The 22,093-nt window shown below is 42.4% G+C and carries 19 protein-coding genes; 13 read left to right on the top strand and 6 right to left on the bottom strand.

Features of this window, described 5'->3' with window-relative positions; translation table 11 throughout:
- Positions 1-8: 8 nt before the first annotated feature.
- Positions 9-1,493 (bottom strand): lipase, encoded by a 1,485-nt coding sequence (locus MHI08_RS18070; protein ID WP_342499843.1) that lies wholly within the window; start codon positions 1,491-1,493, stop codon positions 9-11.
- A 134-nt stretch (positions 1,494-1,627) separates the two neighbouring features.
- Here MHI08_RS18070 and MHI08_RS18065 point away from each other — a divergent pair, with 134 nt between their 5' ends.
- The 6 genes from MHI08_RS18065 (at position 1,628) to MHI08_RS18040 (ending at position 8,397) form a co-directional block, all read left to right on the top strand.
- Positions 1,628-2,134 (top strand): hypothetical protein, encoded by a 507-nt coding sequence (locus tag MHI08_RS18065; RefSeq protein ID WP_025093750.1) that lies wholly within the window; start codon positions 1,628-1,630, stop codon positions 2,132-2,134.
- Between the two features lie 94 nt (positions 2,135-2,228).
- Positions 2,229-3,164 (top strand): nucleoside hydrolase, encoded by a 936-nt coding sequence (locus tag MHI08_RS18060; RefSeq protein WP_025093751.1) that lies wholly within the window; start codon positions 2,229-2,231, stop codon positions 3,162-3,164.
- A 93-nt stretch (positions 3,165-3,257) separates the two neighbouring features.
- Complete coding sequence (locus MHI08_RS18055; protein ID WP_034624103.1) at positions 3,258-4,115, top strand: MurR/RpiR family transcriptional regulator; 858 nt, start codon at positions 3,258-3,260, stop codon at positions 4,113-4,115.
- 185 nt (positions 4,116-4,300) lie between these two features.
- Positions 4,301-5,845: a gluconokinase gene (gntK, locus tag MHI08_RS18050; RefSeq protein ID WP_056765317.1), complete on the top strand. Its 1,545-nt coding sequence runs from the start codon at positions 4,301-4,303 to the stop codon at positions 5,843-5,845.
- A gap of 24 nt (positions 5,846-5,869) precedes the next feature.
- Positions 5,870-7,198, top strand: coding sequence for a GntP family permease (locus MHI08_RS18045; protein ID WP_024427563.1), 1,329 nt, complete (start codon positions 5,870-5,872; stop codon positions 7,196-7,198).
- A gap of 215 nt (positions 7,199-7,413) precedes the next feature.
- Positions 7,414-8,397, top strand: a complete 984-nt coding sequence (locus tag MHI08_RS18040) for a hypothetical protein (protein WP_235566659.1) — start codon at positions 7,414-7,416, stop codon at positions 8,395-8,397.
- Positions 8,398-8,428: 31 nt separating this feature from the next.
- Here the strand turns inward: MHI08_RS18040 and MHI08_RS18035 are convergent, their stop codons facing one another.
- Positions 8,429-9,766: an amino acid permease gene (locus tag MHI08_RS18035; protein WP_056765323.1), complete on the bottom strand. Its 1,338-nt coding sequence runs from the start codon at positions 9,764-9,766 to the stop codon at positions 8,429-8,431.
- A gap of 314 nt (positions 9,767-10,080) precedes the next feature.
- Here MHI08_RS18035 and MHI08_RS18030 point away from each other — a divergent pair, with 314 nt between their 5' ends.
- On the top strand, positions 10,081-11,595 hold the full coding sequence (locus tag MHI08_RS18030; RefSeq protein WP_056765326.1) for a PAS domain-containing protein: 1,515 nt from the start codon (positions 10,081-10,083) through the stop codon (positions 11,593-11,595).
- Between the two features lie 40 nt (positions 11,596-11,635).
- On the opposite strand, the gene MHI08_RS18025 is transcribed toward MHI08_RS18030, so the two are convergent.
- A complete protein-coding gene (locus tag MHI08_RS18025) occupies positions 11,636-12,619 on the bottom strand; it encodes a Gfo/Idh/MocA family oxidoreductase (RefSeq protein ID WP_024427559.1) in 984 nt (327 codons plus the stop codon).
- 129 nt (positions 12,620-12,748) lie between these two features.
- Positions 12,749-13,108: a MerR family transcriptional regulator gene (locus MHI08_RS18020; RefSeq protein WP_024423948.1), complete on the bottom strand. Its 360-nt coding sequence runs from the start codon at positions 13,106-13,108 to the stop codon at positions 12,749-12,751.
- 301 nt (positions 13,109-13,409) lie between these two features.
- Here MHI08_RS18020 and yidA point away from each other — a divergent pair, with 301 nt between their 5' ends.
- The gene (gene yidA, locus MHI08_RS18015; protein ID WP_024423947.1) at positions 13,410-14,222 is read left to right on the top strand and encodes a sugar-phosphatase; all 813 of its coding nucleotides are present in this window, start codon (positions 13,410-13,412) and stop codon (positions 14,220-14,222) included.
- 35 nt (positions 14,223-14,257) lie between these two features.
- On the opposite strand, the gene MHI08_RS18010 is transcribed toward yidA, so the two are convergent.
- Positions 14,258-15,265 carry a helix-turn-helix transcriptional regulator gene (locus MHI08_RS18010; RefSeq protein ID WP_342499842.1) on the bottom strand — a complete coding sequence of 336 codons (1,008 nt, stop codon included), beginning with the start codon at positions 15,263-15,265 and terminating at the stop codon, positions 14,258-14,260.
- Between the two features lie 129 nt (positions 15,266-15,394).
- On the opposite strand from MHI08_RS18010, the gene MHI08_RS18005 reads away from it, so the two are divergent.
- Both MHI08_RS18005 and MHI08_RS18000 read left to right on the top strand, forming a co-directional pair.
- Positions 15,395-16,102: a class I SAM-dependent methyltransferase gene (locus tag MHI08_RS18005; protein ID WP_268436721.1), complete on the top strand. Its 708-nt coding sequence runs from the start codon at positions 15,395-15,397 to the stop codon at positions 16,100-16,102.
- Positions 16,099-17,196 (top strand): saccharopine dehydrogenase NADP-binding domain-containing protein, encoded by a 1,098-nt coding sequence (locus MHI08_RS18000; RefSeq protein ID WP_342499841.1) that lies wholly within the window; start codon positions 16,099-16,101, stop codon positions 17,194-17,196. The genes MHI08_RS18005 and MHI08_RS18000 overlap by 4 nt, the downstream gene beginning before the upstream one ends.
- A gap of 120 nt (positions 17,197-17,316) precedes the next feature.
- On the opposite strand, the gene MHI08_RS17995 is transcribed toward MHI08_RS18000, so the two are convergent.
- Positions 17,317-19,140, bottom strand: coding sequence for an acyltransferase family protein (locus MHI08_RS17995; RefSeq protein WP_342499840.1), 1,824 nt, complete (start codon positions 19,138-19,140; stop codon positions 17,317-17,319).
- Between the two features lie 225 nt (positions 19,141-19,365).
- On the opposite strand from MHI08_RS17995, the gene MHI08_RS17990 reads away from it, so the two are divergent.
- From MHI08_RS17990 to deoC, 3 genes are all read left to right on the top strand, one after another.
- On the top strand, positions 19,366-20,241 hold the full coding sequence (locus MHI08_RS17990) for an aldose 1-epimerase family protein (RefSeq protein ID WP_342499839.1): 876 nt from the start codon (positions 19,366-19,368) through the stop codon (positions 20,239-20,241).
- 59 nt (positions 20,242-20,300) lie between these two features.
- A complete protein-coding gene (locus tag MHI08_RS17985; RefSeq protein ID WP_056765350.1) occupies positions 20,301-21,245 on the top strand; it encodes a sugar-binding transcriptional regulator in 945 nt (314 codons plus the stop codon).
- A gap of 84 nt (positions 21,246-21,329) precedes the next feature.
- Entirely contained in the window at positions 21,330-22,001 is a 672-nt protein-coding gene (gene deoC / locus MHI08_RS17980) for a deoxyribose-phosphate aldolase (protein WP_075621446.1), read from the top strand.
- The last annotated feature ends 92 nt before the right edge of the window (positions 22,002-22,093 follow it).

Here is a 22,093-nt window from a genome sequence, read left to right as displayed (position 1 = left end):
CGTTCTCCTTAAGAAATACCCATGTTCTTCGCCAGGGCTGTATCTGTATCGTGGTATTGTTTTCCTAGCTCGCTCATATCATCTGATATTGAGTCCAGCCATCTTTTTAAATTCATAGCGTTATCAATCGCTGTATCATACTTTTTGACCGAATAGAACTCATTCTCAAGACTCTCTGTTTTTAAGTGGCGAATCACAGTATCCACATCTGAAGCCGTCAGCTGATCATATGAACCAAAGCCAACAATTTGTTTATACCTTGAGCGTACCCGTTCCACAGATTGATCCACTTTGTCATCGAGTTTCTCAATTTTACGAATGATTTGCTGCATATGATGATCGGCATATGTCGAGAATTTACGCCCTGTGTTCATGAGAACGTGGGATTTAATTAAAATCGCCACCACACTATGAGGATCAACATTTGATTGGCTCAACTGATGTAACATGGCCGTGGTAAGTGAAGGGTTTTTTCTCAACATATCATCAATGGTTTGAACGGAGCCGTCTGCCGAAAAGGTATAACGATCTAAGCCATGGCTGCCAGCGATTGCTTCAAGGAATAAATTCGCATCCAGTGAAGGATTCACACTCATTGCCCGATTGAGGAGGTCTTTCATGAATTGGACGGCTTTTGAGGAGTCCTCGGAGTAATCGACACCTTCGGGGAGAGCGGCATCATACATCACTTTCACTCGACCGATTTCTGTCGTATGGCGATTTAAAAGAGAAAGCCCGTCATTGAGATTGATATATTCTGTTAATCTACTGCGGTAATCGCCTTTTAATGCTTTAGACTGTAGACCATCCGATAGATTTGGATAAATATTTGGATTCTCAAATGTGACCCCGCCTTGAATAAAGTCGTTTTTGACAAGAACATAGGAAGCATTTGACCCGCCGAGTGAATGACCTGTCACATACATTTTGGCATTCGGCATTTTCTTATGTATTTCTTTCGCATATCGATCCGCTTGAACCATTTGATTCTCTGCACCATGCTCAAATGGAATATTTTTAATCAGATACTTTGTATCCGAAACCACCCAATCTTGAACAATTTCATTTGTATAGGCGGTCGTGCCTGTTGTCAGCTTAGTCGTCACTTCCTGTGAACCTTTCGATCTACTAAAAGGAGGCAGCTTCGTCAAAATGGTAGAAAGAAGATCATCTGACTCTTTTTTTCCATGTTTTTTAATGGTATCTTTATATTGGCCTGCACCAATCGGTTCAGAACCACGGTATGCGATGACGGCGTTTTTGATTTTGGTGAGGTCTTTGCCTCCATTAGATCGAGTGAAATCCTCTTCAGAAACAAGAGTTAAGGCATTGAGCCCTTTTTCCGTCTCTTTATAATCAATGACGTACATGTTGTTACCATTACTTATTTTTATCATGTTTGAATCACTATAATTTTCTATTTTATAGGATTCGTCCGAAATTTTATTGTAGTCTTCATCGCTAAGCATAATTCTTGATATCTTTTTAGACAAAACTGTCACTCCTGTAATATTTATCATAATAATTATATTATATAGTTTATTAAATATCTATTATGATCTGGGATTGAAAGAGTATAAAGTTTAAAAATATATTTTAAATTTTTAAAAGGTGGATATAGTTGCTAATGAAAAATACATTAAAGGTTTTATTTGCTCTAATTGTAATAATAATCATATCGTTGGCAGTGCTTTTAATCCAACATGATAAGCAAAATAAAACTAGCGATTCAGGAGGAAAGAATACTGTGCAAGAAAAAGAGAAAAGTGATCAACAAAAGGCAGAAGAACTAGCCGAAAAAATGAAACCGAAAATAGAAAAAGATCTTCATGAAATGGACATCCATCAATTTATAAAAGATATAACTTTTAAAAAGGGAGTTACCATTAGTCCTATGGGCTATATTATTGTTAAAGGATACGTTAACGATGAACCTGAGAAGTTCAATTTTTCTGCATCTTTAAAGTATAGAACTAAAGAAATTAGTTCAATGAGTTATTCATACGAGTTATCAATTCGATTCAGGGATTGGGAAAAATATAAAGATGAACCGGAATTAAAAGAGAATTTCCTAAAAAGCCTCCCCAAAAAAGAACGCGAACAATATCTTAAAGACATTGGAGAAAAAGAGTAATAACAAACAAGTAATTTCCGATTAACCCCAAATAGTTGAAACAGGCATATGCTATCATTCACCTAACAACACTTTTAAGGGGGAGATTTCACCCATGGCAAATACAAAGAAATTGATCTTAGATGTAGATACTGGAATCGATGATGCGATTGGGATTTTGCTGGCAGTGAAAAGTAAGCAGTTTGATATTTTGGGGATTACGACGGTATGCGGGAATGTGTCTGTCGATGCGGCTACATTGAATACGTGTAAAGTGCTTGAGCTGGTTGAGGCAGATAACATTCCTGTCATCAAAGGTTCAGCAACTCCTCTTTTAAGAGCGCCTCACTATGAACATCGGGTACACGGAGAGGATGGAATTGGCGGGGCTTTAAAGGATGTCCGGCCAAAGAAAACAGCAGATGCTGGTTTTGCGCCTGATTTTATCATTGAACAAGTGCTGCAGTATTCGAATCAGGTCACGCTTGTGTTGACAGGGCCTTTAACGAATTTAGCCCTTGCGATAAAAAAATGCCCTGAGCTGATTCATCATGTGAAAGAGGTCATTTTTATGGGTGGTGTCGTGAAGGGGCAGGGGAACGTCTCACCAGTTGCGGAATTCAATACATATGCAGACCCAGAAGCAGCGAAATTGGTGCTGGATGCTGGATTCCCTTCATTGACTCAAGTGGGGTTAGATGTCACGAGACAGGTCTTGTTAACGGATGAGAGAATCGATGCCATTCAAAATGAAACGTTGGCAGCTTATATCAGAGAGAGTACAAGCATTTACCGACAGCGCTATTTTGAGCGCAATGGTGTGTGGGCGTGTGCCATGCATGATCCGCTTGCTGTAAGTCTTGCCATTAACAAGGAGCTTGTAAGCACACAGGCTTTTCATGTAGAAGTGGAGACGAAGAGTGAGTTTTGTGACGGTCAAATGATCTGTGATTTTCAGCATCAGTGGGAGAAAGAGCGTAATGTCCAAGTGTGTATGGATGTAGATGATGAAGCTTTTTTCGATTTATTGATCAAAACGATGAATTCATAAAAAAAGAAGTCTGTGCAAACAGGCTTCTTTTTTATAAGATGGGAACATGAGGAAATGTATGCGCTCACATGAATAAGGAAGGAGTGAAGTCAATTGGCTTCTGTCAGTTTAAGTAGTATTGAAAAAATACGAGCAGCAAGCAGAGGATTACCGCCAAAGTTGAAAGGAATTGCAGAACATATTACGAGTGAACCTGGCGACATTATTCATTTATCAATTGTCGAGCTTGCTAAAAAGACAGCGAGCTCAGAGGCAACGATTTTTCGTCTTTGTAAAAGGCTTGGATTTGAGGGCTTTCAAGATTTGAAGATTGCAATTGCCCAGGAAATAGATCAAACAAAACCTGATTATGTAGATGAAGAAATGAGTCTTGATGATGATACGGCCGTTTTTATGCAAAAGGTTTTTCAGGCAAATATAACTGCATTAAAGGATAGCTTTCAATTGTTGAATCCAGAGGATGTAGAAAAAGCCATACAAATCATTCATGAAGCAAAGCGCTTAGAGTTTTATGGGAGTGGCGGGTCTGGCCTCATTGCAACAGACGCTTTTCATAAATTTATGAGGACAGGTATCAACTGTATTGTTCACACCGATTCCCATTTTCAAGCGATGTCTGCCGGTCTTCTCGACCAGCACAGTACAGTGATTGGTATATCTCATTCTGGCCGTAATAAAGATTTACTCGATGCAATGAAAACAGCAAAGGAAAAAGGAGCGAAAACCATCGGTATTACAAGTTATCAGCGCTCTCCATTGAGCCAGCTTGCCGATGTCACCTTGTATACATCGACGCAAGAAACGGCTTTTCGAACAGAAGCGATGTCTGCAAGACTTGCTCAGCTCACTGTCATTGACGTACTATACTTTGCACTTGCTCACTTAAGACAGCAGGAAACTTTAACGAATTTAAAACAAATGAGAGAAACCATTTCACAAAAAAGGGTGTAATGGTTTCAAAAATAAATTTTTCTATTAGTGAAAAATGCCGTTGTGGTAACGATTTTGAGCTTTTAAGTGAAAATAATTTTCTTTTTAGTCGTTGAATGTCGAAAAAATTATTCCTATAATGGGATTTAACAGGTTTATCAAAACAATAAAATATGATTTCAAATCAATGATTGGGCGTGATACAGATGAAGGGAAACCAGGCGGTAATTGGTTTGGATATTGGAACAACAAGTACAAAGGCGGTTCTGTTTGGACCACAGGGGAAAGTGATAGCAAAGCATTCGGTTCCTTATGATCTCATTCAGCCCCAGCCAGCATGGGTTGAACAGGACCCTGAACATATATTAGAAGCCGTCATTGCAAGTGTAAGAGGTGCATTGACGAAAGCAGCATTTGATGCAAAACATCTCATAGGCGTCGGGATTAGTACAGCGATGCATTCCTTGATTGTGATGGATAAGCATGGCAAGGCGCTAACGAACAGTATCATTTGGGCAGATAACAGAAGTGCAGAACAAGCGAAGCGAATCACTTCAGACATGGACGGCTTCCAAGTGTATAAAAGAACCGGTACACCGATCCATCCAATGTCACCGCTTTCAAAAATACGGTGGATCAAGGAAATGGCACCTGATGTCTTCAAGAAGGCAGCGAAATTCATTTCCATCAAAGAATATATTCTTTATCATTTCTTCGGTCAGTATGTCGTCGATTATTCAATCGCTTCAGCAACGGGACTGTTCCGTTTGGAAACGCTTCAATGGGATGAGCAGGCGCTGCGTATTGCTGGAATTGAGGCTGATCAATTGTCTGAACTTGTTCCCACGACGTATCAGCTGAGAGGGCTTCAGCCAGAGATCGCCCTGCGAATGGGCATTGCGGAAGATACACCATTTGTTGTTGGTGCGAATGATGGGGTTCTAGCGAACTTAGGTGTGGGAGCGATTGGAAAAGGTGAGGTGGCTGTCACGATTGGGACAAGCGGTGCAGTCCGTACGGTCGTGGACAAACCAATAACAGATGAACAGTCAAGAACGTTCTGCTATGCGTTGACTGATAAGCATTGGGTGGTTGGAGGACCGACGAATAATGGCGGGATCATGCTGAGATGGCTGAAGGATGAATTCGGATCCTCGGAGGTAGAGGTAGCAAAGCGTCTTGGAGTGGACCCTTACGACCTGATGATTGATATTGCGAAAAAAGTTCCAGCCGGCTCAGAGGGACTGCTGTTTCTGCCATTTTTAACAGGTGAGCGTGCACCATATTGGAATCCAAATGCGAGAGGCACTTTCTTTGGGATCGGTCTTCAGCATAAGCGGGAGCATTTTATAAGAGCTGTGTTAGAAGGCGTCATTATGAGTGTGTTCTCAATCGGTGTTGCCTTAAGGGATTTAACCGGTTCAGCAAAGGATGTCAGGGCGTCGGGTGGATTTGCGCGATCTCCGTTGTGGCGGCAAATTTTAGCGGATACGATGGGCAGGGAAGTACTTGTCCCAGAAAGCTACGAAGCATCAGCACTTGGGGCGGCTGTGCTCGCACTTCATAGTTTAGGTTATATGGAAGAGATAGAAGAGGTTCAAGATTGGATTCGAATCTCTGCCCGTCATGAACCAAATATGGAGAACAATGAAACATACATAGAACTGTTTTACTTATATGAGCGTCTCTATGACAAACTCAAGGATGAATTTGATGTCATTAGTGCGCTTCAATTAAAACAAAATCATTAAACATCAGGGAAAAGGTGGGAGAGCATGCTTTTATTCATCGTGATTGCCGCAATTGTCCTTTTACTCATCCTCATAACAGTTGCTAAGTTGAATCCGTTTGTGAGTTTAATTATTACCTCTATGTTAGTCGGCTTTGCCACAGGGATGGACCTGCAGGAAATCATTCAATCCATCAAAACGGGGTTAGGCAATACGTTATCATTGCTGGCCATCGTTCTAGCGCTTGGAACCATGCTTGGGAAAATGATGGCTGAATCAGGTGGAGCTGAGCGGATTGCTCACACATTAATCGGCCGGTTTGGGACGAAAAATGTGCATTGGGCGATGATGTTTGTTGCTTTTATTGTGGGAATACCTGTCTTTTTCCAGGTTGGTTTTGTTCTTCTTATTCCTTTATTGTTTACGATTGCGATTGAAACGGGCATCTCGCTCGTGACAATTGGGATTTCGCTCATTGCTGGCTTGTCTGTCGTTCACGGTCTTGTGCCGCCTCATCCAGCTGCTATGGCAGCTGTCGGCATCTATCATGCCAACGTGGGGAAAACCATTTTCTTTTCCATTATTGTCGGTTTGCCGACAGCTATTATTGCTGGGCCGCTGTATGGAAAGTGGATTGGAAAGCGGATTCATAAACCAGTTCCAGAGCTGCTGAGAAAGCAATTTACTGAACGCAATGAAGATCGAAAACTTCCCGGCTTTGCAAATACGATGTTTACGATTTTGGTGCCAGTGATTCTAATGCTTCTTGCCACACTGGCGGATATTATTTTACCAGAGGACAATATTTGGTATCAGGTATTTAAGTACATTGGAGATCCAATTACAGCACTGCTGATTGCAACGGTGTATTCTTTCTTCAGTCTTGGCTTTGTGCAAGGGATGAGCCGTGACCGGGTGCTTTCCTTTAGTAATGAGTGCTTAGGACCGATTGCTTCTATTCTGCTTGTCATTGGAGCAGGCGGGGCTTTCAATAATGTGCTCATCGATTCGGGTGTTGGTGATTATATTGCAGATTTAGCAAAACACTCGCCGATCTCGCCAATTTTGCTTAGCTGGCTGATTGCTGCGGTTATTCGTGTGGCAACAGGATCTGCTACGGTCTCCATGATGACCGCAGCTGGTATTGTCGCACCGATTGCTGCATCTATGCCGGATGTGAGCAGAGAGCTTCTAGTGTTAGCTACAGGGGCGGGTTCATTGATTTTGTCTCACGTCAATGACTCAGGTTTTTGGCTGATCAAAGAGTATTTTGGGATGACCATTAAAGAAACGTTTTTGACATGGACGGCTATGGAGACGATCATTTCCGTTTGTGCCATTGCATTTATTATGATCATTAATATGTTTATTTAGTGAAACGCAACAGCCTGATTCTTCGGAATTGGGCTGTTTTTGCTTTTGGCAATACCACCTTTGTCAGATTGGGGTAAAATAAAGATATTGAGAAGCGGGAGGCGGACACGATCGAACCATTAAAACATGTTTATCATGAATTATTTATTGAAGAATTAGCGGAGAAACTTGCACAAGCGTCGACTGGGTTTGATGCTGGAGAATTCCAGCGGCTTGTGTTTCAAAAGGATTGGCAGCAGCTTGAGTTAAAAGGCAGAATGAGAAGAGTTACTGAATCGATGCATGCTTGTCTGCCTAAGGATTATGAGCAGGCAATTGAGGTGCTGCGTCAGACAGCCCCGCATTTTTCAGGACTTAGTGCGCTTGTATTTCCAGACTACGTCGAAACATATGGCCTAGCACATTGGGATATCTCGATCAAGGCGCTCGAATTCTTTACGCCTTTTTCCACTTCTGAATTTGCCGTTCGGCCTTTTCTGATTCAGGATCAAGACAAAATGCTGGCGCAAATGCTTGTATGGTCACAGAATCAAAATGAGCATATTCGGCGGCTGGCTAGTGAAGGATGCAGACCACGTTTGCCATGGGGATTAACTGTTCCTGCACTTAAAAAGGATCCTTCGGTTACGCTGCCTATTTTAGAAAATTTGAAGTCGGACCCAGCGCGCTATGTGCAAAAAAGTGTAGCGAATCACTTAAATGACATTTCAGCGATTCGGCCTGATCTGATGAAGAAGACGGCTAAAAGCTGGTATGGAACGAATGAACATACGAACTGGATCATCAAACATGCATCTCGTACCTTACTAAAAAAAGGCGATCCAGATATCATGGCTTTGTTTGGCTATGGGGATGATCCATCTGTTCAAGTAACAGTTTTGAAGGTAGTGCAAGACCCTATTCGTATTGGAGAGAAAATGACCTTTCAATTTACACTTCAGGCTGCTAAGCAACTAAAGCTGCGTGTAGAGTATGCCATAGACTATGTCAAAGCTCGGGGTACCCGCAATCAAAAGGTATTTAAAATCACAGAGTTTGAAACAAGTTCAGCGTTACATAGAGAATTTATCAGGTCACAGTCCTTTCAAAATATGACGACGAGAAAGCACTATGAGGGAACCCATACTTTAACGATTATCATCAACGGCATTCCAAAAGCGTCGATTGATTTTGAGGTAACAGAAGATAGCAGCTCATAAAAAAAACCGCCAATTCGGCGGGTTTTGGCGTTTAAGCCTTCTTTTTCATTAAGAATGAAGCGATGATGGCAGCGACTAAGAAGCCGATACTGATAATGGAGCTAGGCAGGTTTTCTTGTCTGAATAGGAACAAAACAAAGCTCAAACTGAGTACAAGACCTGCAAATAAAGTTAGATACGGAAACAGCCACACCTTGAAATACGGCTCCTGTGGATATTTTGGACGCAGCTTCAGATGTGCCAGACAAATGCTGATCCAAATGAGTGAAACAGCAAAACCAGGAATAGCCAGCATGTAGCTGAAAATTTGGTCTGGATATAAGTAAGCAAAAAATGTTCCGATGAGAAGAAATAGAACGGTAACCCATAAACTTAAAATGGGTACGCCTCTTTTGTTGACCCGTGCCAGTTTTTTCGGACCGCCTTCTGATTTAGAAAGAGAATGAATCATTCTCGTCGTTCCATAAATACCGGAATTCGCCGCAGATAGAACGGCTGTAATCAAGACGAAATTAATGAAGTGAGAGGCGCCTTGCATACCAGCAGCAGAAAAGACTTGGACAAAAGGACTGTTATTTGGGTCAATTTGATTCCAAGGAATAAGGCCGCAGATGATCAAAATCGGCAATGTGTAAAATAAGATAATCCGCCACATCATACTTTTGACTACTCCAGGCAGAACCTTCTCCGCATCCTTTGTTTCAGTGATGGTCAGCCCGATCAATTCAGAGCCTCCATAAGAGAAAATAACCACTAAAAGTGATGCAAAGATCGCACCCCATCCGTTCGGGACGAAGTTTTGATAGTTGGTAAGCGCTGGTGTGCTTTGTTCGTTTGGAATGATCCCAAATAATAATGCTGCACCGAGAATAATAAAGACAATAATAACGAAAATCTTCATTCCAGCGAACCAAAACTCAATTTCACCAAAGTATTTTACATTATTTAAGTTAATTCCGATGACTAAGAGTGAGCAAAGTAAACATAGTGACCATAACGGCACGTTCGGCAGCCAGTATTGAAGCAGACTTCCAGCTGCAATAATCTCAATGACACATACAGTGAGCCACATAAAACAGTAAACCCAGCCGACGACAAATGAAAAACGTTGACCAAGCGCAATTTGTATAAGGTCACGAAGATTATTTCCCGGATAGACAATGGCCATTTCGGCTAATGCTGCCATTACAATGAGGAGCAGCAATCCGGCAAATACATAGGAAAAAATGACCCCAGGGCCTGCTAAACCAATTGTATCGGCACTTCCTTTAAAGATTCCTGTACCAATGACCCCGCCCATCGCAATCATGCGAATGTGACGCGGTGATAAAAGCTTTTTTAATTCTTGTTGCTCCTGATTCGCGCTCATGACGTTCTCCTTTTTTAAAAATGCTTATGTTCCATTTTCTTTTTTCAAGACGTCAGTGTCAATATAAAAAAAGAGATTTTTCAGACAAAAATAGAGGTTGATTCTATCAAAACATATATTTATATCCATAATTAACTTATTTTATCCATACCCTAAAAGTGAAACTTCAAATAAATGAACATTTGCCTTATTTATGACATAAACAATTTTCAGTTTTTGTCGATATATCATTTGTATTACTAAAGTCCTAATAAAGAATTGTTTATAACTGTAAAATATTTCAAGAACGTTAGAGTTGGAAGGAGTTATGAAAGATGTTTAAGAGAAAAGCAAATGATTCATCGGCTGAAGTCCTTCTGAGTGAAAGCAGCCAATTAATAGAACGAATTGAAAAGGGAGACTTTTCAGCAAGATTAGATACTGCTGCATTTTCTTCTAGCCAAACGATAGAAGCAGTGGCACAAATGAATGAAGCTTTGCAAAAGATGCAGGAGGCCAATGAAAATATTCAAATGCGGATGGATTTAGTGACAAAAGCCATTCAAGTTGGCTTATGGGATATGGTCGTCATCGCTGGAGACCCGGTCAATCCAAAGAATGAATTCACATGGACGGATGAATTCCGCAAAATGCTCGGCTTTCAAAATGAGCATGATTTTCCGAATCTATTAGACAGCTGGGCGTCTCGAATTCATCCGGATGAACAAGAATATACTCTAAATGCATTCTCTTCGCATTTATTGGATCATTCAGGGCGTACGCCGTATGATATCGAATATCGCTTAAAGTTAAAAAACGGGGATTATCGTTGGTTCAAAGCAACTGGAACGACCGTTCGTGACCGAAATGGTGTCCCTCTTCGTGTGGCGGGAGCTCTTTTTGATATACATGATCAGAAATTGAAAGAAGAAGAGCTGCAAGCATTTGTCACAAGATATGACTTAATCAACCGTGCGCTTGTCGAAGCTCCTTGGGACATGGTGGTAGAGGCAGGCGATCCAGTCAATCCAAATAACGAATTCTGGTGGTCTCCGCAGTTCAGAAAAACGCTTGGTTTTACAGACGAAAAAGATTTCCCGAATGTTCTGAGCAGCTGGAGCGACCGTCTGCATCCTGAGGATCAAGAAATGGCTCTGCAAGCTTTTGCAGATCATTTAAATGATCACTCTGGCCGCACACCATTCGACATTGATTACAGATTACAAAGTAAAAATGGTGAGTTTCGCTGGTATCATGCAGGTGGTGAAACCATTCGTGATGAAAAAGGTGTGCCTCTTCGAGTGGCAGGAACCATTCGTGATATCACGTTAGAAAAAAACAAAGAGAAAACAGCGAATGAAATGGCGTCACAAGTAGAACAGCTTTCAAGTTCTATTAGCGAGATGGTATCGGGCATTAGCTCTGTGACCAATCAAGCACAGGAGCTTGCTGTTGCTCAAGAGCAGTCAACGTCTGCCGCAAATTTAGCAAAAAATAGTGCAGATGAGACGAAAAATATTTCTGACTTAATCAAAGAAGTGGCGAACCAAACGAACCTGCTTGGTCTAAATGCTGCGATTGAAGCAGCTAGAGCTGGTGAACAGGGCCGCGGATTCTCTGTCGTTGCAGATGAAGTACGAAAGCTCGCGCTGCATAGTGCCAATGCAACGGAAAATATCGAATCTAGTTTAACAGATATGAAAACACAAATTGATGAAATTCTTGAAAATATCTCGAATATGACAGCTCTTACGCAAACTCAGGCTGCTTTAACAGAGCAGGTGAACGCTGCAGTCGATGAAGTGAATCACATGTCTCAGCGTCTTGTGGCGTATTCAAAGAGTATTTAATCGTCAAAAACCGCCCTCTCATAGAAGGCGGTTTTTTTCATTAAATTTGATCAGCTGGGAAAACAATACCTGCATCTTTTCTTGCGGCATCAAGAACTTTCATCACGGAGAGACTTTCATCAAGCCATGCATAGCACTGTTCATGATTTTTTGTTTCAATGATCTGCTGGAAAGCTTCTGCTTCATAAAACAGCCGATTTGGGTTCGTTTGTGCATTGAGTGAGATGACCCTGTCATCAACATGCAGCAGCACTTCCTCGCAGCCATTCGCCCCATTTTTCACATGAATGAAGCCTTTTTCTCCTTGAATCAATGCAAAGTTCATGCTGCTTGTATCCTTACTGCCGACACTTGTCGCAATAAAATCATTGTAAGTGAACGTCAAAACACCAGATGTGTCTATACCGTTTGGATGGCGGTTTGCCTGATATCGGACTTGCTCTGGTGATCCAAAGAGGTTCATGATGAAATGGACATTATAGATATTAATATCCATCAGCGCTCCCCCAGAGAACGCAGGGTTAAAGACATTTGGCGTTTCGCCGGCTAGCAGCTGATTATATTTGCTTGAATATTGACTATAGTTGCATTGAACCAGTTTGATTTTACCTAATTGATGAAGGTGCTTTTTGATCAAATGATAGTTTGGCATATGAACGGTCGTAATGGCTTCAAATAGGAGAAGCTGCTTTTCCTTTGCGAGAGCGATTAAGGCTTCCAGCTCTTTCACATTAGAGGTGAAAGGCTTTTCGCATATCACATGTTTTCCGTGTTTCAATGCAGCGGTTGCATGCTCGCTATGTAAACGATTCGGTGATGCGATGTAAACGGCTTCTACGTGAGGATCTTCTAGCATAGCAGTTAGATCCGTATAAGTTGTCTGCACCCCAAATTTGTCTGCGAGCTTCTTTGCTGTTGCTTCCTTTCTTGAATAGACAGCGTGACAAGAAGCACCGTCGAGCTGTTCAATCGCTTGCAGGAAGCCTTCCACAATGATACCTGTTCCGATGGTTGCGATGTTCAATCTCAAAACCCCTTCCACTCGTTTAAGCTGACTCTAGTATAACCGATGTTTTCATTGAACGTGTACTAAGATACCTGAGCAAAGGTGTGCCAGTGATCAACACCGGCACACCTTTGGCAGCCCTTACAATCAGCTGATATTTGCTAATGTTTGCTTTGTTAACAATTGAATAGCTGCCTTCCTTTTTTTTAACTCTTGAATAGAGTGCTGGATATCTTCGACTTTTTGCTCGAGCAGCTGTTCAGCTTCTGTTTTTGACTTTTTTTCGAAAAGTGATTTGATAATTTCACGAATTTCTTTAAGTGAGAAATCTAGCTTTCTCGCTTCGGTGATAAATGACAGCATGAGTACATATTTTTTATCATATAGACGATAGCCGTTATGCGCTCTTTTGGGCTCTGGGAGCACCCCTTCATTTTCGTAAAAACGAATGGTTTCAATATGTACTCCAGACATTTTTGACAATTTACCTCTCGTAAACGTAATCATTCCCTGCACCTCCTTTCTTTGCTATTCATCATACAATTAGATTTGCTCGTTTCAAAACATTCTATAGTGGTGGACAATTGTTCTGTTTTACTTGTTTCAAATGGGTGATCAGCACGATGAATAGAATGCGTTATAATAGAGTAGACTCATGTGATATTTGTTACAGATAAGAACAAGTAGACAGCGTGAAGAAAAAACGATAGGCTAAAATAGGTAAATAGTAATGAAATAACCTGTCATCATCGTAATGGTGGCTCAAAATAGTGACAGCACGTTTTTGCTGAGAAAAGGGGACCAGTGAATGTATAAATTAGTCGCAATTGATATGGATGGTACGTTATTAAATGATCAACATATGGTGCCGGATGAAGTGTTTGAAGCCATTCAACAGGCTAAGGCAGAAGGAATTAAAATTGTTTTATGTACAGGCCGGCCAATTGGCGGGGTAAATCGCTATTTAGCTGATCTTCAGCTTGATCAAGAGGGAGATTATGTGATCGCCTATAATGGAGCGCTTGTTCAAAACAGCCATACAAATGAAGTGGTGTCAGAGCTTACATTATCCTATGATGACTTAACTTCGTTATATGAATTGAGCCGTCAGCTGGACACGCCGATGCATTATTTCGATTCAGCCAATTTATACACACCGAATCGCGATATTAGTGAATACACAGTGCTTGAATCCTACTTAACAAAACTGCCGCTGAAATATATGCCTGTTGAAGAGGCAGATTCATCGATGAGACTTCCAAAAATGATGTATATTGATCAGCCAGAACGGTTGGAAAAAACGATACAAGCCATTCCATCTGAAGTGAAGGAAAAGTATATGATGGTAAAAAGTACAGATTTCTTCCTTGAAATCCTGCATCCTGATGTGAGTAAGGGAAATGCCGTGAAGCTTCTAGCGAAGGAGCTGGGAATTCCTCGTGAAGAAGTCATGGCTATTGGTGATAACGGGAACGACGTCTCAATGCTAGAGTTTGCGGGCTGCGGCGTCGCTATGGGAAATGCCATTGATGATGTCAAAGCCGTAGCTGATGTTGTAACAAAATCTAATAATGAAGCCGGAGTAGCACATGTCCTGCATGAGCTGGTTTTAGGAAAATAAGAAAAGAGCGGTCTGCCAGTGCGGTAGCCGCTTTTTTATATATTGGAGAAAAAGTAAACAAGCATACGTCTGCTGCTTAAATTCGTCTTTTGCAGCATCGCTTTCACATGATCATGAACGGTATGGGGTGAAATATATAACGTACTCGCAATATCCTTTGTCGACTGGCCCTTTAATAAGCAGTCGAGGACGTTCATCTCTCTTTCTGTCAGCCTGTACGTTTTCGCTGCATAAGGAAGAATATCATTTGTTTGGGCTCGTTTGACGTGAATCATGACAGCCTCCTCCTGCCTGTCAGACTGCGCCAATCGAAAGGCTTGAAGGGAAAGAAAGACTCCCGTAGGCATTCTTGTGATGCTTGCTGCTGTTTGATCGGTGCCGCCGTATAAAAGTTTAGCGCCTAATGCTCTGAATGGGCGGGGCATGACGGCTTGGTCATGGATTTGTTCAAAGGCTTGAAATGTACGAAGCCAATGGAGCCCTGTCTCATTTCCATAAAGAAGCTTGTAATGAGTTGAAAGAATGAGAAATCCTTGCTGCTCCGCCGCATCATCATCTTCAGTGTCTCTTTTTTTGAAAAGCTCATCTCTCAGCTTGGCTGCCAGTGCCGGTGTTAGATCGATGACTGCTTGTATATCTCGCTTCTGAAAAGGTTCCTTGCCCTTTTGACGATAAAGGCTGGCGATACCCCAGCATTCTCCTTGAATCACAAGGGCTGCCCGCAATTCATCAGACCAACCGTTAGGTAACAAAATATGCTGATAGCGCTCGCTGTTCAAATATGCCCCGCTTTGGATGAGACTCGCAGCATGAATAGGGCCTTTGGCTAGAATCTCATGCTGATGCACGTCCCTTTTTAAAAATTCATTTTGAAAGAGCTGGTCATGAATTTCTTCAATCGGTTCATCAGTGTAGGAACCTGTCGAGAGGAGAGTGGCTGGATCGATGGTTGTGATACAGACGGCATCAAAATCAATGACAGCAGCAAGCTCGTCCCGAATGTGCTGCCTTATCTGCTGAAAATGAGTGGCTGGATTGACCACATGATCTCCTCCTCAAAAACCCCCACTTTTAGGGATCGTTTTTTCTGGTGCCTCTTTTTACAATAAAGATGTCATATCGTTAGTGTACAGGAAACGATGGAAAGCGGAAAGGAACTGGAGGAGAATCATATGAAAGGAAACCAGCATTGGCACGACCCTGTTGCTGAATCATACGCAGCAACGATTTCACATAAAGTACCCGGCTATCACCTTTTGCATGAGTTATCAGTAGATGTATTAGAAACTGAAATAAAGGGAGCGGCCTCTCGTATTCTAACTGTCGGAGCGGGTGGGGGCGAAGAGATCATCAACATGCTTCAGAGAAAAGAAGACTGGCTCATCACAGGAGTCGATCCGTCTGCATCTATGCTGGATATGGCGAAACAGCGGGTTTCACAGCTCCATATGGAGGCGCGTGTCACCTGGTATGAGACCGCATTAAACAAGGTGTCTGCTGAAGCTGTTTACGATGCCGCAGTGAGCCTGCTCGTGATTCATTTTGTTGAAAATCGGCTGCCATTTTTACAGGAGATTGCCCGAAGGCTTCAACCAGGGGCCCCGTTTGTACTCGCATTTATACAAGGCGAGATGAATTCAAACGCATTTCAGCAAGAGCTTCATATGCTGTCTCTTTTCATGAAGCGGCAAGGTCTAGGAAAAGAAGTGTTTTCGTCCTTTAATGACAGGCTGGGACGTGCAACATATCCTGTGCCTGAGGAGGAGATGAGAGGACATTTAATTGAGGCGGGGTTTCGAGACATCAGACCTTATTTTCAGGCAGGAATGATCAAAGGGCTTGTTTGCAAGCGAGGTCGTAGAGAGGCGGATGAGAGATGAGATCACAGGTGATGGTAATTGGCGGCTATGGACATGTCGGACAGCAAATATGTCTTCAGTTAAGTGAAGTGTATCCAGGGCAAATTGTTGCGGCGGGCAGGAGCTATGAGAAGGCCGAACAATTTTCACAGCAGACAAAAAGAAGAGTCCGTCCTTACAAACTAGATGTTAGTCAGCCATTACATTCGGACTGGATGGATGAAACAAAGCTGGTGATCATGTGTCTCGACCAAGATGACACGTCATTTGCTGAAACCGTTCTGCGGGCAGGCATTGATTATATCGATATTTCTGCAAAGGGGGCGTATATGGAGCAAATGGCACAGCTGGATCAGCAGCAAATCAGTGCAACGGCTTTGCTCAGTGTAGGTCTCGCGCCCGGTCTTACAAATTTATTAGCTGCAAAAGCGGCATCTATGCTTTCATCAGTGGATCAAATAGATATTGGGATTATGCTTGGGTTGGGGGATCAGCATGGAAAAGCCGCGATTGAATGGACGATTGATCATGTCCATACTGAATATGAACTCACTGAACATGATCAGCGGAAAAGAGTGAAAAGCTTTACTGGAGGCAGACAGGTCAACTTTGGTGAACAGCTTGGAAAGCGGTATGCCTATCGATTCCCCTTCTCTGATCAACTTACATTGCCTTCTACACTTCATGTGCCATCTGTGACGACAAGGCTTTGTTTTGATTCACGTCTCGCGACGGGTGCATTGGCCTTCACAAGGAGCCTTGGACTGACGTCGTTCCTTACACTGCCGAAGATGAAGGACAGAGCCATTTCAATGATTCAATCTTCTCAAGCGGGAACAGATCAATATGCAGTCAAAGTGGAGGCGGCAGGGACGGATGGGAAAAAGGTTCATCATGCAGCGCTTGGTATAAAAGGACACGACGAGTCTCAAGCAACAGCTCAAGTCGCCTGTGCTGCGGCCCTGCATTTATTGAACAGGCGGTTTCAGTCAGGAGTTTTTCATATTGAACAATTATTTTCACTAGCATATGAGAACGGGCTTTTTGCTTTGGTGGATCAAAAAACAAAGGAAGAGCAGACATTAGCGATAAGGGCCAGCCTTTTGACGGCATAAAAGCAGCGTGCAGACAAACCCTCGCATTCGGTGTCAGGTCTGCGTGCCGATACTCGCCCTTCCTCGACTGCAAAGGTTTTCTATCACGCTGAAAAAAAGACTAGCATTCTGCTAGTCTTTTTATGATGACGTCGACACATCCCCTTTTTTCTTAATGCTTGCTGTGATGAGCTGTGTCAATGTGTCAGAACCTTTTTTTGAAAGGTGGACCCCATCGGACTGAAAATAGGATGGCTGTCCAGTAGCGGCTGAATGCCAATCGACTAAGGTGACGTTTTGATCTTGATCAGCCACTCGCTGAATGACCGCATTCACATCATTTTCCCATGACCTTGGAACCCTCGTATTCACTAGGAAAATATGTGCCTTAGAAAAGTTTTGAATGAATGCTTTCAGCGTGTCCTCAGTAAAATAACCATTTGTGCCAAGTTCAATGATAACAGCAGCATCAGATTGATTAAATGATTTGTATTGAGGGGCGATGCTGATGGCTTCGTTCATCTGTCTGCCAACTTTCCCATCGATGGTGATTTGTTTATATGCTTTTTCAAGATTCGGCGCAATGTCTAGCATGACAGAATCACCTATGGCAAGAACTTGGTGAAATTGTTTTTGATCAGCTGCTTTTTTCTCGTGCTTTTCTTTCTTTTTCTTCGCTTTTGATTCCGATGGTTCGGCTGTTTTTTTCGGTGCTGTCTTAATTTGCGTCACTTCCTTCACATATGGGGAGGAAGTGGACGAGTTAGACATGCCAATGATAAATAAGATCAAAAGAGCTGCGGTGATTCCAAGGAACACCTTATTAGATGTAGACCACTGTTTGATTCCTTTTTTCCAAATAGACCAAGAGGAAAAATATTGTCTGAAGCCATGCTGGCGGATCGGTTGTTCGATGAAGCGATAGGAAGCCTCAGCAACTAGTAAAATGGCGATGAGCTGCAATGTGACACGCGCTATGGAAGGCTGTCCAATTTCAATGACCGGTGTGGTCAGTACGATAATGGGATAATGCCACAGATAAATACCATAAGACCGCTTACCTAGCCAGACGAGCGGCTGAAAGGACAGCCATTTCCCTATAAGACTTGCAGGGTGGCAGACGCACGCAATTAAGATGGCCGCATTCAGACAGAATAACAGCATGCCGCCCTGATAGAGAAAGGCATCGAAATCGTCCACTGCATAAACACAAAGAAGGAAAATCGCAAACGAACCGAACCCGGCAATATGTAAAATACGTCTGCCAACAGGAAGTAATTTTTTGCTGGACAGTCTTTGCATAGGCCACACAAATGCCAGGCTGCATCCAATCAGGAGCGCAAATGCACGAGTATCTGTTCCATAATAAACCCTGCTTGGATCGGTATCTGGTGAATAAAGAATCGCCATCCATAAGGCAGAGACAAGTGCAAGTCCAAAGGTGATCATAGGCAGATGGGATCTGTTTTTTACCCATTTCAGCCCTGCAATCAACAGTACCGGCCAAATGATATAAAATTGCTCTTCTATCGCCAGAGACCATAAATTTTTCAGTGGAGATAGGGCATTGAAGCTATCAAAATATGAAAGCTGATGAAAAATGTACCACCAGTTACTGACATAAAAAAAGGACGATATGGCATCGCCACGAATGGACACTAATGCGTTTGATCCAGCAATCGCGCACCAGCTGACGGTTATAAAAATCATGATGTAAGCGGCTGGAAGAAGCCTCCTGATCCGTCCCATCCAAAATGGCAAAAGCTCTTGATAGCCTAAATCCTGCTTATGTAACAAGATCGTTGTAATCAAGTAACCAGAAATGACAAAAAATAAATCAACGCCAAGAAACCCGCCGCTTGCGGGTCCGATATGTAAGTGATAAGCAATGACTGCCAATACAGCAACGGCTCTTAGTCCATCTAATCCTAAAATATAACGAAAACGATTTTCCTTGCTGTTCATGAAAATGAATCCCCCATCAATGTCAAACGCTTCTTTTTGTTGTTCATTCAAAAGAGCAACGATTCTTTTATTTTATATAAGATTAGACGAATCAGCATTACATTTTGTTGGCGAATTTCTGTCTTTTTTAAAATTTTTTTAATTGGTGAGTAAGAGATGTCGAATTTGATACTCAAAACCAAAATCCCTGTCATAATAAAAGAAGAAGGAAAGGGGATGTATTGAATGAAAACGGTTGAAAATGATCAGTTATTGGTTCAGATTCATGAAAAAGGAGCGGAAGTGAGGGAGGTGCTTGACAAGGAAAGCGGGCGTCACTATATGTGGTCTGGTGATCCAGCTTATTGGGGCAGGGTGTCGCCTGTCTTGTTTCCGATTGTTGGGCGATTAATGAATGATCAATACAAGATTGACGATCAAACCTTCGAGCTCACACAGCATGGGTTTTTACGTGATGTCAATTTTGATTTATATGAAGAAACGAAGCATACGGTGACCTTTCAATATGAATCAAGAGGCCGGCACGTGAAGCAATACCCGTATGAATTTACAGCGCGAATTCGTTATGAACTATTGGAAAATGGACTGAAGATTTCCTGGGAAATTGATCATGACGGAGAGGATACGATGTATTTCTCCATTGGAGGACACCCAGCATTTCGTATTCCGCTTGTTGAAGGTGAGCAAACATCAGATTATTCACTCACATTGACACCTTCCACTGAACATCTCCCTGTGCAATATGAACTGCGGAATTCACTTGTCAGGGAGAAAGAAAAAGGCATTCAGCTTGAACCGATCCAGCTTCGCCCAGAGCTTTTTCAGCATGATGCGATGATCTTTAGCCATATCAATCGAGTGTCATTGACTTCTAGGGCAGGTCACGGAGTTGAGGTCGATCTCACTGGTTTTCCGTTCGTTGGCATTTGGTCGCCTTATGATCAAGAAAAAGGAACGATGGCTCCTTTTGTTTGTATTGAGCCGTGGTATGGCATCGCCGATATGGAAGGGACGAATGGACAGTATAAAGAGAAGTTTGGGATTCAAACATTAGAAAAAAATGAGACCTTTCATGCCGCTTATACGATTTTCTTCAAATGAACATTTGTGCATGATGAGGTGAACAATTTGTTATGATAGAAGAAAAAGGGGGCGTATGAATGGATCGAGAGAAACAACAGCTGAGTATTGAAGCGGCAAGGCTTTACTATATGTCTGATTACAGCCAGCAGGAAATTGCCAAACAGCTCGACCTGTCGAGACCGACTGTATCTCGGCTGCTTCAATATGCGAAAGAGAAGGGGTACGTCCAGATTACGGTGATGGATCCGTTTGAGGATTTAAATGAGCTTTCTTCATTGCTCAAGGAAAAATATGACCTGCTCGAAGCTCATGTGGTGTTTTCGCCAAAGGACGACTATCCAACCATCACCGATTATTTGAGCCGATTTGGTGCAGATTACTTGCAAGAGACGGTGAAAGACGGTGATATCGTTGGCGTGAGCTGGGGAACGACTATGTATCAAATTGCACAAAAGATGCAACCTAAACAGGTAAAAGGTGTAGAGGTTGTCCAGCTCAAGGGCGGAATCAGCCACTCTCATGTGAATACATATTCGGCGGAAACCATCCAGCTGTTTGCTGAGGCCTTTCAAACAGCACCGCGTTATTTGCCGCTTCCTGTAGTATTTGATAGTGCTGCCGTCAAAGAGATGGTTGAGCAGGACAGACATATTCAGCGAATTATTGAAATGGGCAAGCAGGCGAATATCGCTGTGTTTACTGTTGGAACGGTAAGAGATGAAGCACTTTTGTTTAGACTAGGTTATTTCCGTGAAGAAGAAAAAGCGCTCCTCAAGGAATCCAGTGTCGGAGACATTTGCTCGCGTTTTTATGATCAAGATGGACGCATTTGCAGTGAAGCCATTAACAATCGCACAATTGGCGTAGAGCTAGATGATTTAAGGACAAAAGAACGATCCATTCTTGTCGCTGGCGGTCATCGAAAGGTGGCTTCTATACACGGTGCACTAAGAGGAAAATATGCGAATGTATTGATCATCGATCAGCACACAGCGAGGGCTCTTTTAAATGTCACAAAATAGATGAACAAAATTTCATAACTATGTTTACAATTGTTCACTCGTCATATATGATGAAAGTATCATAATTAAAAGGAAGTGTGAAGCATGACGATAGCAAAGCTCATTGATCATACAGCACTAAAACCAGATACATCTAGAGCTGCAATTATGCAGTTACTTGAAGAAGCAAAGACTTATCAATTTGCATCTGTTTGCGTAAATCCAACTTGGGTATCTCTAGCGTCGAAAGAACTAGCAGGAACAGGTGTTGATGTATGTACAGTCATCGGTTTTCCGTTAGGCGCAAACACAACAGCGGTGAAAGCATTCGAAACAAAGGATGCCATTGAAAACGGTGCAACAGAAGTGGACATGGTCATCAATGTTGCGGCATTGAAAGACGGCGAATATGATGTGGTTGAACAAGATATTCGTGCAGTTGTAGACGCAGCAAAAGGCAAAGCATTAGTGAAAGTCATTATTGAAACATGTTTACTTACTGATGAAGAAAAAGTCAAAGCTTGTGAGCTTTCAGTGAAAGCGGGCGCTGATTTTGTGAAAACATCGACTGGATTTAGTACAGGCGGTGCAACGGCTGAGGACATTACATTAATGCGTAAAACAGTAGGACCTGACATCGGTGTGAAAGCATCAGGCGGCGTGAGAACAAAAGAAGACGTTGAGGCAATGACAGCTGCAGGTGCTACCCGTATTGGCGCAAGTGCAGGCGTTTCCATTATCAAAGGGGATCAATCAGCTCCTTCGAAAGACTATTAATTCATACGATCCTATGGTAGGATAACATTCATGACTCATAAATGATGAAAAAGTCATATGCGGAAGGAACTCGCTTCTGGGAATTTCTTCCG

This window comes from Bacillus sp. FSL M7-0791 (assembly GCF_038627085.1).
GTDB classification, from domain to species: Bacteria; Bacillota; Bacilli; order Bacillales; family Bacillaceae; genus Bacillus; species Bacillus safensis.
The sequence above is the reverse complement of the archived record's forward strand: the minus strand, read 5'-3'. Positions and strand labels throughout refer to the sequence as shown.